An 18886-nucleotide genomic window follows, 5' to 3' on the forward strand; every position below is an offset into this window, starting at 1 on the left:
AAATGGCTCAAGTTTTCTTGAGTCATTTTTTTTTCTTAACATTCACATTTATTACCTAACTAAACTAAAATGCCCTTTATAGGTTACTACATTACCTGAAACTTCAACTAATTCGGCAATAAACCAATAGTCTGAATTGGTAAGTGGTTGTCCATTAAAAGTGCCATCCCAAGTACCATTTTTAGCATTTAATTGTTTAATAAGTTTACCATAGCGGTCAAAAACTTTTACAGTTGAAGTGTTTGAAAAATTATTACCCAAACCTTTAACTTGCCATATATCATTAAACCCATCATTATTTGGTGTGAAATATTTTGGAAAGCCAAGTATAAAAACTTCCAATTGTGCTATACCACATAAATTTTTATCTTTCACATAAATAATATGCGAACCTGCACCTACTTTACTAAAAAATGGTTCGTCTTGGTAAGGACCATCAACAGCATCCAATGAAAACTCATAATCGCCAATACCTAAATTATTATTTTCATTATTTATGGTTATACTATTATTATCGGATAATTCAACTATTGTAATATCATCTAAATTAATATTTGCAATAGCCGATTCTACAACATTAAAAACAACAGGAAACGATTCGCAACCAAAAGTTGATGTTGCAATAACGCTATATCTACCACCAGAAATAACTTCGGCATAAGGCAAACTACTTACTAGTAACCCAGCTTCATCTTTCCATTGGTATGTATAATTTCCTTTGGGATTAAATGTGGTTAATCTAATGGGATTATTATCTAAACAGTAAATGGCAGTGTTATCAACCTCAAATTCTGGTCGTGGGTTAACGGTTAACTTTAAATGTGGTCCAACACCAAAACAATCACCATTATCTTCACTTTCAACACGAACATAAATTACTTGAGAAAATGGCTTTTTGTTTGTGTAACTAGTTTGATTAATAATTTCATTTTGCTCTAATAAGGCATCGTTTAATGTTTCAAAATAATGAACACTTAAATTTTGGCCTAAAGGAAAATTTGCAAGCAAATGTGGTGAAACACTTGTTAAATTAAATACATTTTTTCCATCTATAATTGCATCATCATCACACATTGTTAGTTCTTCAAAATAACCTGATGTAAAAGACGTTGTTGAAACTTGCAAGTTTACTGTAGCTACACGATAGCAAGTATTACCATTTTCAACGCGAACAAATATTGTATTTGCTATTTGATTGTTGAAAATTGAAGCTATTTCATTATTACCTAAATTAGCGTCATTATATGTTAAATAGTACGTAAAACTTAAATTAGAAGAATTGTTATTGGAAAGTACATTATTTACTTCTTCCAAATTAAAATTTGTAAAACCATCAGGCGTACCATCTTCATCACAATTCTTAAAAATAATAGCTGTTTGAACAACTGGTAATTCATTCACTTTAATTTCAAAAGAAGCATCAGTATAACATAAATTATTAAGATTGTTTGCTATGCGAACATAAATTGTTTGACCACCTTGAATAGTGTTTAAAAACGCATTTGAAGGTGTTGTTATTGGAATAGTATAAGCTGAATCAATAAAATAGCTGAAATTGTAATTTGATGCCAATTTTCCATTCAGCAATATCGTTTCATTGCTAGTTAAATTAAAGTTTGTATAACCATTTGTGTCGCTACCATCAAGCATCGTATCGCATTCATATAAAACAGGAATATCTTGAGATTGTGGTAAAACAACTGTTTCATCAATAATAACTGTAACAGCTACTCTACTAACACTTTCACAAGTGTTTATAGTTTGCGATGCATAATAAATAGTGTTTGACACTAACGCTTCTGAGCTATTTAAAGGCATGCCTCCAGTATTTGATGCATACCATAAAATAGCACTTCCTGTAGCAACTAAATTAGAAATAGTTGGGTTTTCAATATCACAAAAGCGTTGTGTAGTATTTGCAGTAGGCAACGGTGTTTTTTGAACCGTTACGGTAATTGGTGTTCTTGTTAAAGTTGTACAACCATTATTTGTTGCATCTACATAATACGTTGTGGTTGTATTTAATACAGGCGTATTAAAGGATGTTCCTGTGGCTAATGATACGCCACCAATTGGTGAACTATACCAATTTATTAACCCTGCCGAGGCTGTTGCAGATAGTGTGCCTGAACCTGTTTCGCATACTACAGTATTTGTAACCGAAGTAATAGATGGAATTTGATGTACTGTTGCAAAAACTGGCGTTCTAAAACCTGTTGTACATCCATTAAGCGATGCTAGTGCATAATACGTTGTTGTGGTAGTTAAGTTTGGTGTTGTAAAGACAGTATTAGTAGTTAATAACGTACCACCAGTTGGGGCATCATACCATAAAACACTAGCACCTGCAGAAGCAGTTGCTTCTAAAGTCATAATACCACTTGCGCACACCGACGCTGGTTTTGTATTGATTATTGATGCTGTATAAATACTTGTGCTTGTAGCGATATTTAAAATTGGATCTCCTGGCATACCTCCATATTCTACAATATAACCTTTTGGGTGATAAACACCTGGTGAATCTCCTGCAACTCTTAAATCGTTCCAAGCACCTTTTATTCCAATAGAAGGATCTGTAATATGTAAATAATCTTCTCCTACACCACCATGCGCATTGTCTGGTTGATTAATATTCCAATTTGAATATGTTGTCGTTGATCCATTATTATCCCCATTCCAAAAAACGGTTCCTGCCTCTGGACCAGTTACCCATTTCCAAGTACCTTCAGTTTCTGCATCGCTTCCTCCAATCCAACCTGCACCTGCAGCTTGTTCGCCACATAATTGCGCTTCTTCTACTGATGTTATAGTTGCCAAATAACCTTGTAGCCCAAAATAGGTACTGCTTTCAGCAGCTGTTTTGGCTGAAGACCATGTAATTCCCAAAGAAGGAACGTATTGATAATAATGGTCTGTTGATGGTAAATAATTAGCATCTCCAACGGTTATTGAAAATTCTTTATTAGTTGGGTTATTTGAAGAGCTTTGAAAAACAATAGCTTTAACAGCAGCTATAAAATCAGTATAACTAACTAAACTTGTAGTAATACTACTTAATGTTAGTTTACCTTCTAATGCGTTCCATGAAGTTGTAATAGTTGGGTGCGAACCTGTAAGTATTAAAGTATCCTCACCATTACTATATCCTGTTGATATTTGTACATACAATGCCTCTGTTTTAGTATCATCAGGATCAACTATATTGAAATCGGTAACAATATTAATTTGGCTTTTTGCACAATATGCCTGATTTCCTGTAGCTGTTAATAAAGGTGCTATGTTTGTAGTTTGTGCTAAACACAAATTACTTATTAAAAAGAAAAACACAACGCAAAACATTGTGCAGCTAGCAATTTTATACATTAATAATTCAATATATATATTTTAATTAATTAATTAAATATCTTGCAAATATTTAATATTTAAATGATGTGTAAGATAAAAAACCTTTTAATACGTTTAAAGGTTTTAGCTTCGTTCTGAAGAGTATTTTGGTAATAACTTTACTTCCCAAAAAACTGTAATATTTGAAAATCCTAGATTTTCCAATATTTATTTTGGCAATCGCTTTGCTTCCTCCCAAATTGTAATATTTGAAAATCCTAGATTTTCCAATATTTATTTTGGCAATCGCTTTGCTTCCTCCCAAAACACATCCATTTCAGCTAAAGTCATGTTTTTTAACGGCTTATTCATGGCTTGTGCTTTTTCTTCTAAATATTGAAAGCGTTTTGAGAATTTTTTATTAGTTCGTTCTAAGGCATTTTCTGGGTTGATATTTAAAAAACGGGCATAGTTAACCATTGAAAACAACACATCGCCAAACTCACTTTCCATAGCGTCTTTGTTGCCATTATCAATTTCATCTTTAAATTCTTGAAGTTCTTCTTTTACTTTTTCCCATACTTGTTCTGGTTTTTCCCAATCGAATCCAACACCTGCTACTTTTTCTTGTATTCTGTTGGCTTTTACTAATGCTGGTAAACTTTTAGGAACACCTTCTAAAACACTTTTTTTGCCTTCTTTTAGTTTTAAATTTTCCCAATTTCGTTTTACATCTTCTTCATTTTCAACTTTAACATCACCATAAATATGCGGATGTCTATTTATTAACTTTTCACATATATTATTGCATACATCGGCTATATCAAAATGGTTTGTTTCACTACCTATTTTTGAGTAGAATACAATATGTAATAAAACATCGCCTAATTCCTTTTTTACTTCTTCTAAATCGTTATCTAAAATGGCATCACCAAGTTCGTAGGTTTCTTCAATGGTTAAATGGCGTAAGGTTTCCATGGTTTGCTTTTTATCCCAAGGGCAACCTGCACGTAATTCATCCATTATTGTTAGTAATCTATCAAAGGCTTTTAGTTGCTGTTCTCTTGTATTCATGTAATTTGTTTTTGGTAAAAATACAACTATAAATAACTTTATTTATATCTCATTTAAAACAAAAAATCCAGTAAAAACTGGATTTTTAAACTATATGTATAAAATTTATTCTAATTATCTTTATCTAAATAATCAAATGGTTCGCCAACAACTGTATCTTTAAATTTAATAATAGTACCTGTATATGTACCGTTTCTATTATCTATTATCTTGTTTAATAATACTTCATTATAGGCTAAAGATTTACTTCTAACTGCCTCTACGGTATCTGCTGTAAACGTTGTTATTATAATTTCATCTTTAGTTAATTTACCATCACCATCATCATCGTTATCTATATAATTATATCTTGGATAAACATTTCCGTAACTATCACTTGTAAAATCTTCATCTGTGTTTAAAGTAAATTCAAAATCATCATCAGCACCTTCTAAATATGAAGGGATTCCATCACCATCATGGTCATTTTCAAACATTTGTAATAATTCAAATTTAAAAATAATAGGTGAATATGCAGGAATACCTGTTGTTGCATTAGAAAAATAGGCTAGTCCTGAAGGCAAAAACATAACTCCTAAACCTTTATTAGTATAACTTATAGTGCCATCGCTATTTTCAACAAAACTTTCGGCTGTTTTAAAAGATGGCATTATTTTTTTCCAACCAGGTATAAGACCAAAAGTTGTAACTCCATTCCCTACCAAATCACTATCAAAAGGAAAAACTGAATAATCAAAAACAGCATCTTCTAACGTAAAGCCTTCATAATTAAAACGTATTTTATCTGAAAATTTTGGCGAGTTAATACCTCCACCAATATTTAAATTAAGTACAAAATATTCATAATCTGTATCTTCATACTTTACTGAATACTTAACTAATTTAGGCGCTAAAACATCTCCTTTTTTAAGCATGGTATAGCCAACTGGCGCATCGGTTTGTCCTGTTTCTAGCTTTTTAATTTCAATGTCAGAAATGCTTGCATTTGTGCCTAAACTTTCAATATATTCTGAATTATAATAATGGTTTTCTAAATATTTATTTAAAGAATCCATGTCTTTAAGTTGTTGCTCTGTTCTATCTTCTATCTCAACAATAACTTCGGTAACAGGATCATCTTTTTTACAAGATGCTACAGCTAACACTAAAAACAATATAAAAAAACTTACTTTTCTTAAATTCATTTGAAATTTTTTATTTTTTAAGAACTAATAACATGTTTTCTAAACATTCTTTTTTTAATATTAAATAACTTCGAATGTTTTTTATTATTCCTTATTTTTGAGCCGCAAGATACAATTTTAATATAATTTTGCATAACAACATTAACGTAGTTTTCACAATAATTGTATGCGTATAGACAAGTATTTATGGTGTGTTAGATATTACAAAACAAGAACGCTAGCTACTATAGCGTGTAAAAAAGGACACATACGTGTAAACCAAGAGGTTGTTAAACCTAGCAGAGAAGTTTATGCACAAGATGTTATTGAACTTAGAAAAGACCAAATTAACTACAAACTTACCGTTAATGATATTCCTGAAAGTAGAGTTGGCGCTAAATTGGTTGATATTTATAGAACCGACACGACGCCAAAAGAACAGTTTGAAGCTCAAGAACTTTTAAAATACTCTAAAGATTATTACAGAAAAAAAGGTGTTGGCAGACCAACTAAAAAAGATAGACGAGATATTGATGATTTTACTGATGATGCTTCTTTAGAAAATTCTATTTTTAAAGATTTGGATGCTGAAGAATAATTTTAAATTCAGATAAAATAAGTAATTTTATACTTTAATACTAAGCAACTGCTATGAATGTAACTAATAATGTGATTTTAAATCATGATGAAATTAACCATAAAATAAGACGTATAGCTTTTCAAATTTATGAAAGTAATGTAAATGAAACTGAAGTTATATTGGCAGGAATAGACAGTAATGGCTATATTTTTGCAAAAAAATTAAAAACAGTACTTCAAAAAATATCGGATATAAATCCTGTTTTATGCAAGGTTAGTATTGATAAAAAAAATCCGCATTTACCAATTAAAACATCTATTCAAGTTGAAGATTATGAAAACAAATCGTTAGTCTTGGTTGATGATGTTTTAAATTCAGGCACAACTTTAATTTATGGTGTAAAACATTTTTTAAACGTGCCTTTAAAACAATTTAAAACAGCTGTTTTAGTTAACAGAAACCATAAAAAATACCCAGTTAAGGCCGATTTTAAAGGTATTTCATTATCAACATCGTTACATGAACATGTAAATGTAATACTTGATGGCAAAAAATTTGAAGTTATTTTAGAATAGCTTCACAATTAATTCTTCAATAATATCTTTTTCAGATTTATTATCTGTACTTAAAGTTGCATTTGCCAAACTATAGTATTGAGAACGTTCAAACAGATGCTTTCCTATGAATTCCTCTAACAACTCGTCTGTTTCAATATGAGCAATTAATGGACGTTTGCTTTTTTCATTCTTTAATCTAGCAATTAAAGTAGGTATTGAAGCTTTTAAATAAATACTTTTAGCGTTATTAGCATTTAATATCATTTCCATGTTATTACTGTAACATGGTGTGCCTCCACCTAAAGACAATACTAAATTGGTTTTTGACTCTAAAAGTTTCTTTAAATAAAAAGTTTCTTTTTTTCTGAAATAAATTTCACCTTCTAACTTAAATATATTACTTATCGTAGTATTTTCATTTGCCTCTATGTAATCATCTAAGTCTAAAAACTCATAATTTAGTTTTTTAGCTAAAATCCTACCTAAAGTCGACTTTCCAGAAGCCATATATCCTATTAAAATTAAAATCATTTAAAGCGTTATAAATTGATTATTAAAAACATACGTTTTAAAGGTGCAAAAAAACGAAAATTTCTTTAAAAAAAGCCTTGTTTTATTAAAAATAGGTTTTATATTTGCACCCGCTAACGGTAATACGCTAGCAAACAAAAAACAAGACCTGGTAGCTCAGTTGGTAGAGCATTTCACTTTTAATGAAAGGGTCCTGGGTTCGAATCCCAGCCCGGTCACTAAGTAGGATATCATCCGAAATCAAAACCTTGCTAATCTTATGATTAGCAAGGTTTTATAGTTTTTAGGGTATCATTTTATTTGATATGATTTGATTTTAAAAGGTCGCAAATCGTCAACATTGATACAGAAAAAAATTATGTTGACGATTATCCTTGTAAGAATCTGATAATCAGTAAAATAGTTGATTTGACTTTCGTCTATAAATGTTTAACACTTTAAAGACAACAACTATGCGCACTTCATCAACATTTTCAATACTCTTTTGGGTATACACAACCAGAGCAACTAATGAACAAGCCGATATTTATGCCCGTATTACGGTCAACGGCAAAAGAGTCAACCTAAGTTTAAAGCAGAAAATTGATATAAAAACCTGGGATCCGAATCGACAAAAAGCCAAAGGAAATGGAATTACGGCTCGAAAAATCAATTTTTATCTCGATGATATTAAATCAAATTTAGTTCAATGTTATCGTGATTTGAAATCTGAAGATAAAACACCCTCACCACAACAAATAAAAGGTAGGTTTTTAGGCGAAGACAAAAAAAACTATAATCTTCAAGATATAATTGATTATCATAACAATAAAATGGCACATAAATTATCTGAAAAAACATTGTGCCATTATAAAACAAGCCAAAAATATATTAATGAGTATATATTAAATGAATACAACACTACGGAAATCTTATTACATGATTTAGATTATTCTTTTGTTTTAGGTTTTGAAAATTTTCTAAGATCATACCAACCGAAACATTATCAAGGTAAAATTGGAAACAATGCCATCATGAAGCATATTCAAAGACTTCGGAAAATGATAACCTTAGCATACCACATTGAATGGATTATTAGAGATCCATTTGTTAAATATAAACCAGTCATAGAAAAAAAAGAACGTGATTTTCTTACGAATTCAGAACTTAAGAGTATTGAAAACCTGACATCTCCAATTGAAAGAATCTCTGTAGTAAAAGATTTATTCTTATTCAGTTGTTATACTGGGATATCATATAGTGATATTATGAGCTTAACCAATAATAATATACTAAAAGGAATTGATGGAAATAATTGGATAATGAGTCAAAGAAACAAAACTGGCATTCCTTATAAAATACCAATGTTACCTACCACAGAATTGATAATAAAAAAATATAAAGACCACCCCAGAACCATATTTACTAAAGGGCTACTACCCTCTATTTCTAACCAACGGATGAATAGTTATTTAAAAGAAATTGCTGATATATGTGGTATAAAAAAGAACTTAACTTTTCATATGGCTCGCCATACATTTGCAACCACTGTAACTTTAAGTAATGGTGTACCTATTGAAACCGTATCAAAACTATTAGGGCACACCAAAATTTCCACAACCCAAATTTATGCTAGGGTAATTGAAGAAAAAGTAAGTGTAGACATGGAGAAATTAAAAAACAAATTAAACTCATAAAAAATCGAAAACATTTAATAAGTCATGCAAGTTCAAAAATCTTTCATGACTTTACTATTTAAGCTCGGTTTCCAATTTACTGCTTTATTCCGATGTAGCCCTTTAATCTTACAGTCAATTTCTCATTTTCACCTAAGCCAAATTTAGAAATTACATAGACATTTTTTTTGAGCTTTTGTTTCTAACATTTCTAGTTATGTCATGCCTATATACAATTTTTTGATTTAAACTTTGATAAGACAACCTACGCTTCTTATTACCTTTGACAACTTATATATCCAAGTAATCAATTTCAAAATCAATTCCCAAATTATTCACAATTTCCTTAACCAAATACACTTCATCTTTGTTGTGAACCTATTTTAATAGTTTTAAAACGATGTACTTGCATACGTGATCCTTAAATAGTGAAATCGTTATCTTTAGTCCTAAATGTTTTCTTATCTAAAAACACATACTAAATGTTGTCGAAGTCTTCATTTCTTCCGTTTAAGCAAAACAATCCGTTAAACAAAAGCCTAATCTATAAATGTATTAGATCTAAAAATATGTAATTAACCTAAATCTAGTAAAAATAGGACACCTAAAAAATGGTTTTAAAGCGAATCAAATGATATCAAATAAAATTTAAACAATTGAAAATAATATAATTAAATTTTTATCCATGTCCATTAACACCTATTTTGTAGGGATGACAGGGCCTGAAACACTTATCATAAACACCTGTATACCAACATAATAAGCATTATATTTAATATTGTAACACCTATTAAGACACCTAAATATACTATTTTAGCTTTCTAAGGTTAGAAGTAAACAAAAAGAACTAAATATTATCTACAAATACCAAAATTCTATGAATTTTAAAATTTTGGAATAACACAAACTTATCAGGTCCCATAAATTTAAACGATCCCTTTGCTTAAATCATGTGCATTAATTTATGTTTCTTTTTTTCATGATTCAAAGTTAAATTTTGTAACTCTAAATCTCGCAATCAATCTAATGTCCAGTCTAATGTAGTAATTCCAGTATTTAGGTATCGGTCAAAAAGTAGAGAATCTGAGCAAAAAAAAAAAAAAAAAATGGGCTCGAAGAAATATCATCAGATTATGATTATTCATTTTTTAATATTCTAGTTGCTTTTTTAAAGAACTAAAAGCATTTAAATTAAAATCTTATAGGTTTCCATTTTCACAAACCTTTACCCGTAGCAGCCCAATAAATCCCTCCAAATAAATGCTCTAAAAACATTTCATCAGAATATATGGCATCTATGTGACCTAAACTTGTATAGAACGATCTTCCGCCTTCATAAAATTGATACCAAGCTGTTGGATGAAATTCCCCCATACCATTCCCTTCTTGATTATTAAATTTGATGTATGGTTTATATGTTTTTTCATCAACGGACAATAAATAATTTAGGTTTGGTGAAATTGCAGGCATATTAAACTCATACCATTCATCTGTCCAAAGCATTTTTTTTGGAAAACGCTCCATACCTGGAAAATTACTGTCTTCAACTTTTATATAAGCTGTTTGAACTAAGGGATGAATTTTAAAGGTCATTCCTAACATTTTTGTAAAAAACAACCAATCTGTTTCAGTGTTAGAAGCAGAATGAACTCCCACAAAACCATTGCCATTTCTTATAAATTTTTCAAAGGACTTTTGCTCATTTTCATTTAAAATATCTCCAGTAGTACTTAAAAAAACAACGCATTGGTATTTACTAAGGTTTTCATCATTAAAAACATTAGAGTTTTCTTGCCAATCAACTATAAAGTCATGTTTTGCCGCTAAGGATCGAATACCCCTAACCCCTTCTAAAATAGATTCGTGATGAAATCCAACCGTTTTGGTAAAAAGTAATACTTTAAATTGCTGTGCTCCTATTGAAAAAATAAAAAACAGCATTAAAAAGACAGACAGAACTACTTTTAATTTGTTACTTTTCATTCATCCTATTTATATATTATATTCGCAATATGCCTATTATATGCACTTAAATACTTTGATAATTATTTTGATGACTATAAAAATACTTCTAATACTATGGAATTATCTGATTTTAGATTCAAAATATCTATACTTGCTGGGAATAGAATGGTTTCTCCTTGTTTAATGTCATAATCAACACCATTATATTCAATTCCTAGATTACCTTCAATGCATATATAAATAACAAATGAGTCTAAACTAGAATAATCCTTTTCAAGTTTACCTTTAACTTTTAATATATTCGTTTTAAAATAAGGAGAATAAACGAGCTTTTCAGAGGTATTAATTTTTGTAGTGTATTCCGTTTTATAATTATTGTAAAAATTATAATCAATAGCATCTAGAGCCAATTCGGTATGCAATTCCCTTTGTTTTCCTGTTTTTTCGTCAACCCTTTCATAATCATAAATGCGATAGGTCACATTGGATGTTTGCTGAATTTCAGCCAATAAAACACCCGCTCCTATGGCATGTACGCGCCCTGTTGGAATATAATAAGTGTCTCCTTTTTTAACTTTTTCTATATTTAATATATCATCTAAAGTTGCATTATTAACATGATTTATATAAGTGTCTTTTTCAACCTTTTGATTAAAACCTACTATTAACTCTGCATTTTCTTCAGCTTGCATAACATACCACATTTCATTTTTACCAAAGGAATTGTGACGCTCCTTAGCTAATGCATCGCTGGGATGTACTTGAATTGATAATGGCATTTTGGCATCAATAAATTTGATGAGCAACGGAAAATCTTCCCCAAAATTTTCGTAAACATGCTGACCAACAAAACTCCCTTTAAATTCTTTTATTAAATCTTTAAGCGTTGTTCCTTTCAAAACACCTTCATAAACTACTGTTTCACAACCTTCAACATCGGATATTTCCCAAGATTCACCAATAGAATCTTCATCATATTTTTTATTTAATACTGTTTTCAGCTTCTCACCACCCCAAATACGGTATTGAAAAAGAGGTGCAAATTTTAATGGGTATAATTTCATATTTTAAAAAGTTTACTTTTGAGTTTCATTGATATTCTGTTTTAATAATTTCACTAAAAAATTATAAATTAATAAAGCTTTACTTTTTTACGATTAATCTATTTAAGTTTTTATCTGAAAAATTTAATAGATAAAGTCCTTTAGAGTAACATTCCATATTAATTTTAATAGTAGATTCTAAAAACGTTTTAGTTAATACTAATTTCCCCATCATATCATAAACATTTATATTTATTGGACTATCCACTTCTTTATAAAACTTGATATTTAATTCATTAGTTATAGGATTTGGATATACTAAAACTTCAGAATTTAAATCTGGCATTGAATTTGTTTTTCCACTAAAATACTGCAATGAATATTCAAAACCTTGTCTACCAATTTTTTCACCGATAATTCTTCCCGGAATATCATCTACAGGGGGATGAATGCCTCCCCAAATTCTTGATAAACTACATTGATCTGAAGCATCTCTGTAAGTAGCCCATTGTAATTTAACATCTTGACTAGGCCCTTCTTCAAAAACTAAAAACTCATTCTTTTTTGCAATAAACTCACCCAAACCTTCTGGAAAACATTCTGAACCCGTAAGCAAGGTTAACGTTTCTGCTGCTGCTCTAGAATATGTGGAATGTCCTGATAGATAACCTGCAAAAGGAGGTGTAACAAAAGATGGTCTTTGGTATGGCCACCAATTTTCTGCCAATATCCAACCAACGCCTGCTACATCATTTTCCGGATTATCAATATAGTCATGCCCTTTCCATGTGTTGAGTTTTATTTTACCTATATTTTCTCCATTTTCTCCTGCCAACGCATCATTTTCTTGAACAATTTCTATGTAACCATCAATTAAAGATATGCCATCTTCATTATAATTGTACTGAGAGCTATCGGTACTCTGTCCTTTACTAGCCATATATCGGATCGCAGAAATGGGTCTAATATAATCATACCAACCTTTTATTCCCCATGCAGCAATAGCGGCATCATGTACAACACCACCCAAAATAAAATAGGATTTAATGTCCCATTCTAAATCATTTAATACCTCTCCTTCACCTTTAAATCTTTTTTCAAAAATATGATCACTTACATAATTAAGCAATACGAACCAATGTCCCGGTGGTGTTTCAGAATCAGGTCCATCAGCCCAAAATTCAGCTAGAACCCTCGTGTAATCTCCTCTAGGAACTACTTGAACCTGATAAGGAGCTCCTGTTACCGGATTTAGATTTCTTCCCATGCTAATGTCACCACCTTCAAAAAAATTATAAAAACTTGGATAATCAGAAAAGCTTGTAGGAAACGAAGAAAAAGATATATTGCCAATAGTGTTTGGAGAAATATCCCAAAGTACACCATCATCTGATGATAAATGTGATGCCCACACAGCATTTAATGTAAATGCCCATTTATACAAATCACTATTATCACTATTGCTTCCTAATTGAGGAGGCTGTCCAGGATCAAAGTAAACATGATACACTTTTGAATTGCGCTCAAAATTAGTAAGATCATTTTCCGTAAGAGCAAATGAAGCTACATTACCCCATTCTGGACTTAAAAAGGCTGGAGTTTTCTCTTTAATAACATTTCCACTTTGATCAATAAATTCTTCAAAAGAAAGTGGTTGCCATCTATTGGGATCAATAATGGTCTGGTTTCCGATAGCAGACGGATTTAAAGGCGCATTTATGGGCGTGTAATATACATTTTCATAATTATTTGCTTCATTCGATCCATCTTGCAACCCATATTCAATATATTGCATAGCAATATAATTGCCTAAAGCTGCAGCAGAACCTGTAGAATAATCTATGGAAACAAAATTTGCATCATAGCCCAATTGCCCCGTAAAAAGTTCGTTTGCTAATTGAACTATTTTAACGGCTCCTGGTGAGTTTGAAAAGCGATGTATAATTAATCTATAGGCAGCATAACTTACGGCCTTTTCCCTTAAGTTTTCAACTGCTCCTGGTATGTTTTTAAAGTTTTCAAACTGAGAAACAAACCCATGTAAATCATTTCCCAATAAATAAGATTGCGATTCTTCTGAAAACACAGCCCAAGCATCAAACATGGCAGCAGAAATATGAAATAAGTTTCTAGCATGGACCGTTGGTCTTGCGTAATCGTTTCTTATCGCTTCCAGTAAAACCTCGTTCCATTTTCGGGCTACTGATTGTTGGCTTTTTACAGATAAACAACAAAATAAAAAAACTATAATAAAAGCTCTTTTCATAGTGTTGGTATTAATAGCTTAATTCTCCAAATCCTACCATATCGTTAAATAGCTCACACCAAATTCCAACATAATCATAAGAATAAAGTGATGCTTGTGGGTCGATTTCAGAAATATTAATGGAATAGGAACCATCTTCTGCTAACCTTAATCTTAACGCATTGGTTATTTTATTATAATGATTTGTGAGATAAAAATATGTTAAAGGCCCTTGTAGCTTTAGATTTCGTAGCTCTAAAACTAATTGGCCATTAACCATTTTCAATATTCCATTTCCTGTGTTGTTATAATCTTTCAAACCAGTTATATTTATTAACCTATCTTGATTTTTCTTTTCTCTTATTTCGACTGGAATTCGTTTTTCAATGTTACCACTGTAAGCTATAATTTCGGCAGTACCCTGAAACAAGGCATTCGAATTACCCTGTGTATCTACTTGCAAAATAGATGGATTTGAGTTCTCCCAATTAACTATCTCTGATGCATCTATAACTCCAAACTCGTTATACACCAAAGCTTTAAACTTGTAAATATCACCTATATACAAGTAATGTCTATAACTCAAAAAATCTATTATTTTCTGAGGATATACACTATTAATTTCAATAACATCGGTAAAATTTTCAACCTCAACCGTTACAGTTACGACCCCTGTTTTATGAGCTGTTAATTTACCCTCATTGCTTACAGATATTATTTCAGGGTTAGAAGAGAACCATTTTATTTCTTTCGGGACTTTTATAACTTCCTGATAATTAAGATATACTATTTCAAGATGAAACGATCTTCCAACAGTTAAAGTTTGAATAGTATTCACTATTACAACACGCCCACCAGTATCTAGATTTCTTTTATTTGAGTCTTCTTGATTCGGACTACAACCAAGAAAAGCCAAAAAAACAACGGCCAAAGTATTTTTTATCATTGGTATCATCTTTAGCGACTTAAATTTTTAAATTGAATTTCTACAAATAAAATTAAAGGGGTTTTTTATTTTTCCCTTTTTATTATTTATAATCATTTGAGCAGCTGTTCGTCCCATAAGTTGAAAATCGGTGGATATTACTGTTATACCTAATAGCCTTTTTAAAGGCGTTTCATTATAAGATATAACCCCAATATCCTTTCCAATGGTTAAATTTTTAACACCTATCAAATCTACCATATTAACCAAATCATCATCATTCTGAACAATGAACAAATCTCCTTTATTTAAAGATAATTTATCATAGGAGTCATATGAAACTTCAAAAGTCAAAGAATTCCTTGTACAAAAATTCATAAACCCATTTATAATATTTAGATGAAACGGATAATGTGTGTCTTTTGGAATTCTCAATATCAGTTTGTTATATTTATTTATCTTTTCAATTCCTGATAGAAGCGCATTATATATATCTTTTTCAAAATCTTGATAAATTTCAATAAAATCACCATCTAAAGACAGCTGATTATTATCCATGATAACTAACTTTTCTCTTGGTATTTTTTTTATAATATCAACAGCTTCCTTTGAAAAACTAACTTGTTCTAAATATTTAGTTTTAAAATGTGGCATGATAACGTAGTAATCATATTTATTTAAATTTCTATCTAATAAATCTAAAAAAAGAGATTCGTCGCAATTATATATTTCTACATCCACATGATAATCATCTCCAATACTTTCTATAAATGAATTATACATTTTAAGTTTATAAGCACTGAACTTATTTATTAAAAAAAGGATATTTAATTTTGAGATTAATTTCGTACTACTTACATATGAAGATTTGCCTTTTCTAGCGGATATAATATTCTTTTTTTTTAAAACTTTATATGCCTTTTCAACAGTGTCTCTTGATACATTGTATATTCTACTAAATTCATTAATAGATGGAACTGTTTCGTTATGTTTAATATTTCCATTAGAAATATTAAACATAAAACAATCCACTATCTGTTGATACTTAAACTTATTTGGATCATTTTCAAACTTTAGATCCTTGAGCATATTCATAACTAAATTTTTAAATCATTAGTTAAAAACAATTATTTACTTTTTAAAATGATACTCTGTAGTTCCTCTAATGTTTTTCCCTTGGTTTCTGGCATCATAAACATAACAAACAGCAATTGTAAAACCATCATAAATGCAAAGATGGCAAACACCCATCCAGCTCCTATAGTAGAAAATAATACGGGTACTAATGAAGGTACTACAGCAGCTAAAACCCAATGTACCGAACTACCAAATGACTGACCAGATCCTCTTAAATGATTTGGAAATATTTCTGAAATAAACACCCAAATTACTGTTCCTTGTCCTATAGCATGAGCAGCAATAAACATAAATAAGAAAACAGGCATAAAACCACCTTCCCAATCAAAGAAAAATGCCATAGACACTAATGATAAAGATAAAATATACCCAATTGAGCCTATATACATAAGTTGCTTTCTACCAAACCTGTCTATAAGATAAATTCCTAAAAAAGTAAACAACAAATTGGTTACACCTACTCCTATACTGCTTAAAAGAGCTGAACTTTCAGAGAGTCCAGCTTCAGTTAAAATTCTAGGAGCATAATATAGCAAGGCGTTGATTCCTGATAATTGATTGAAAAATGCAATTAAAAAGGCTAATAGAATTGGAAATCGATACTTTTTTATAAAAATATTTTCGTTCGGCACAGTATTAGCCATTTCTTCTTTTATTTGTGCCATTAATTCATTAGTATCCTGCTCTGGATTGATAATTTGCAGTACCTCTTTTGCTTCTTTAACCTTACCTTTAGTTAGTAACCATCTAGGACTTTTTGGTAATGTAAATACCATTAAAGTATAAATAAAAGCAGGAAAAGCTTCCACTCCAACCATCCAACGCCAATCATTATCTCCAATACCATTCAACAGATAATTGGATCCAAAAGCCACCAAAATACCAAACACAATATTAAATTGATATAAACCAACTAACTTGCCTCTATCCTTTGCTGGTGCAATTTCAGAAATGTAAGCTGGAGCAGCAATAGTTGAGGCACCTACACCTAAACCCCCAATAAATCTGAATATTGCAAATGATATGGGGTCATTGGCCAACCCAGATCCTATTGCTGAAATGGTGTATAAAACACCAATCCATATTAAAGTCTTTTTTCTACCGAATCTATCAGTGGGAATTCCACCCAAAAATGCACCAACCACAGTTCCCCATAAAGCCATACCAATAACTACTACACCATGAAAAACATCTGTAGAGTTCCACAATAATTGTAATTTTTTTTCTGCTCCTGAGATTACTACGGTGTCAAATCCAAAAAGAAATCCGGCCAATGCAGCCGTAATAGACCATATAATAATTTTTTTATTCATATGAATTATTCATTTTTAATATGCTTAGTATTGTCAAATTGACATATTAATTATTTTTCAAGGCTAACGTATTAAAAGCTATACCTTCCTTTATTTTCTTTAATCTTAATAAGGCTTCTACGTAATAATAATCTGCATAATTAATAGAATAATCTATCTCAGAATCTGCTGGTTTATGGCCTGTTGAATGTAATAAGCAAGCTGAGTTTTTATTTCTACTCTGATAATTATTGGAAAGCTCCTTCAACATGCTTTCTGCTTTTTTGAGATAATCTTTAGCCAACACCGTATCTTCAGTATAAGTTGACAATTCTATAAGTGATGAAGCCACTATTGCTGCCGCTGAGGCATCCTTAGGCTCATTAGGGATATCAGGTGCATCGAAATCCCAATAAGGAATAAGGTCATTTGGTAAACGGTCTAAATATACTTTTGCAACCTTATGTACAAAATCCAAAAATTTAGGATCTTTAGTTTCTCTATATACCATAGTGTAGCCATAAATTGCCCAAGCTTGTCCTCTGGCCCACATACTATCATCACTATATCCTTGATGTGTAACTCCTTTTATTCTCTTTCCTGTATCTTTATCATATACTACCACATGATAGGATGTGTAATCTGGTCTAAAATGGTTTTTCATTGTTACCTCTGCATGGCTTACCGCCATATCATACAACGTTTTTGAACCACCATTTTTAGATGCCCAGAACAGCAATTCTAAGTTGATCATATTATCCATAATGGTGTTATGCTGTGGCCACTCCATATTGGGAACTTCTCTGGGCCATGACAGTATGGTTCCCACTTTAGGATTGAAAAGTGTTGCAAGCGTATCGGCCGCTTTAAGTATAACACTTTTATATTCTGGATCTTTTGTTAACCTATAACCATTTCCATAACTATTAAATACCTGAAAGCCTAAATCATGATCTAGTGCTGGTGTAACGGAAAGTGGTTTTAAATATTCAGTAAATTTAGCAGCATCCTCTTTCAATTCATCTTTTTGTGTATATTCGTATAAATACCATAACTCCCCTGGCCAAAAACCGCTAGTCCAATCTTTATAATCTACATATTTCCATTGCTTAGAGTTGGGTGGGATATTCCTTGGAATACTTTCACCATCATCTGGAATAAGCTTCAACGCTTCCAAAGATTGATTTACGCAATAATCCAATTGTTTATCTACGTTAAAATTAACATCTAAATTGGCTTGTGATTTAGAACTAATACAACCTGTCACAAGGAATGTTGCAAAAACCGCACCTAAAAACCGTAATTTAATATTCATATTGTCACTTCAGTTTTCCTAAGATTTTCAATAAAGCTCGTTATCTAAATACTGCCTTTATTATTATCCTCCTAAGACTA

Annotated in this window: 14 protein-coding genes and 1 tRNA gene; 4 read left to right on the forward strand and 11 right to left on the reverse strand. The window is 30.8% G+C overall.

Annotated features, from left to right (window positions below):
* Positions 1-51: 51 nt before the first annotated feature.
* The 3 genes from ACFQ1R_RS13340 to ACFQ1R_RS13350 all read right to left on the reverse strand — a co-directional run bounded on the left by ACFQ1R_RS13340 (position 52) and on the right by ACFQ1R_RS13350 (position 5582).
* Positions 52-3339, reverse strand: coding sequence for an Ig-like domain-containing protein (locus ACFQ1R_RS13340; RefSeq protein ID WP_379926767.1), 3288 nt, complete (start codon positions 3337-3339; stop codon positions 52-54).
* A 279-nt stretch (positions 3340-3618) separates the two neighbouring features.
* Positions 3619-4398: a nucleoside triphosphate pyrophosphohydrolase gene (gene mazG / locus ACFQ1R_RS13345; protein WP_379926768.1), complete on the reverse strand. Its 780-nt coding sequence runs from the start codon at positions 4396-4398 to the stop codon at positions 3619-3621.
* A gap of 110 nt (positions 4399-4508) precedes the next feature.
* Positions 4509-5582, reverse strand: a complete 1074-nt coding sequence (locus ACFQ1R_RS13350) for an FKBP-type peptidyl-prolyl cis-trans isomerase (protein ID WP_379926769.1) — start codon at positions 5580-5582, stop codon at positions 4509-4511.
* A gap of 166 nt (positions 5583-5748) precedes the next feature.
* Here ACFQ1R_RS13350 and ACFQ1R_RS13355 point away from each other — a divergent pair, with 166 nt between their 5' ends.
* Positions 5749-6159 (forward strand): RNA-binding S4 domain-containing protein, encoded by a 411-nt coding sequence (locus tag ACFQ1R_RS13355; RefSeq protein ID WP_379926770.1) that lies wholly within the window; start codon positions 5749-5751, stop codon positions 6157-6159.
* Between the two features lie 53 nt (positions 6160-6212).
* Positions 6213-6716 carry a phosphoribosyltransferase family protein gene (locus ACFQ1R_RS13360; protein ID WP_379926771.1) on the forward strand — a complete coding sequence of 168 codons (504 nt, stop codon included), beginning with the start codon at positions 6213-6215 and terminating at the stop codon, positions 6714-6716.
* Here ACFQ1R_RS13360 and ACFQ1R_RS13365 read toward each other — a convergent pair.
* Entirely contained in the window at positions 6708-7229 is a 522-nt protein-coding gene (locus ACFQ1R_RS13365; RefSeq protein ID WP_379926772.1) for a shikimate kinase, read from the reverse strand. The genes ACFQ1R_RS13360 and ACFQ1R_RS13365 overlap by 9 nt on opposite strands.
* Before the next feature lie 145 nt (positions 7230-7374).
* On the opposite strand from ACFQ1R_RS13365, the gene ACFQ1R_RS13370 reads away from it, so the two are divergent.
* Positions 7375-7447 (forward strand) — tRNA-Lys (locus tag ACFQ1R_RS13370).
* Positions 7448-7681: 234 nt separating this feature from the next.
* On the forward strand, positions 7682-8905 hold the full coding sequence (locus ACFQ1R_RS13375) for a site-specific integrase (protein WP_379926773.1): 1224 nt from the start codon (positions 7682-7684) through the stop codon (positions 8903-8905).
* Positions 8906-10099: 1194 nt separating this feature from the next.
* Here ACFQ1R_RS13375 and ACFQ1R_RS13380 read toward each other — a convergent pair.
* The 7 genes from ACFQ1R_RS13380 to ACFQ1R_RS13410 form a co-directional block, all read right to left on the reverse strand.
* Positions 10100-10867: a ThuA domain-containing protein gene (locus tag ACFQ1R_RS13380; RefSeq protein WP_379926774.1), complete on the reverse strand. Its 768-nt coding sequence runs from the start codon at positions 10865-10867 to the stop codon at positions 10100-10102.
* Between the two features lie 74 nt (positions 10868-10941).
* Entirely contained in the window at positions 10942-11913 is a 972-nt protein-coding gene (locus ACFQ1R_RS13385; RefSeq protein WP_379926775.1) for a type I phosphomannose isomerase catalytic subunit, read from the reverse strand.
* Positions 11914-11992: 79 nt separating this feature from the next.
* Entirely contained in the window at positions 11993-14158 is a 2166-nt protein-coding gene (locus ACFQ1R_RS13390; protein WP_379926776.1) for a T9SS type A sorting domain-containing protein, read from the reverse strand.
* A 10-nt stretch (positions 14159-14168) separates the two neighbouring features.
* Entirely contained in the window at positions 14169-15083 is a 915-nt protein-coding gene (locus ACFQ1R_RS13395; protein ID WP_379926777.1) for an Ig-like domain-containing protein, read from the reverse strand.
* A 27-nt stretch (positions 15084-15110) separates the two neighbouring features.
* Positions 15111-16157 carry a GntR family transcriptional regulator gene (locus tag ACFQ1R_RS13400; protein ID WP_379926778.1) on the reverse strand — a complete coding sequence of 349 codons (1047 nt, stop codon included), beginning with the start codon at positions 16155-16157 and terminating at the stop codon, positions 15111-15113.
* A gap of 32 nt (positions 16158-16189) precedes the next feature.
* The gene (locus ACFQ1R_RS13405; RefSeq protein ID WP_379926779.1) at positions 16190-17512 is read right to left on the reverse strand and encodes a sugar porter family MFS transporter; all 1323 of its coding nucleotides are present in this window, start codon (positions 17510-17512) and stop codon (positions 16190-16192) included.
* A 46-nt stretch (positions 17513-17558) separates the two neighbouring features.
* On the reverse strand, positions 17559-18806 hold the full coding sequence (locus ACFQ1R_RS13410; protein ID WP_379926780.1) for a glycoside hydrolase family 88 protein: 1248 nt from the start codon (positions 18804-18806) through the stop codon (positions 17559-17561).
* Positions 18807-18886: the final 80 nt, after the last annotated feature.

The sequence above is a fragment of the Mariniflexile jejuense genome, from assembly GCF_042675665.1.
Taxonomy (GTDB): domain Bacteria; phylum Bacteroidota; class Bacteroidia; order Flavobacteriales; family Flavobacteriaceae; genus Mariniflexile; species Mariniflexile jejuense.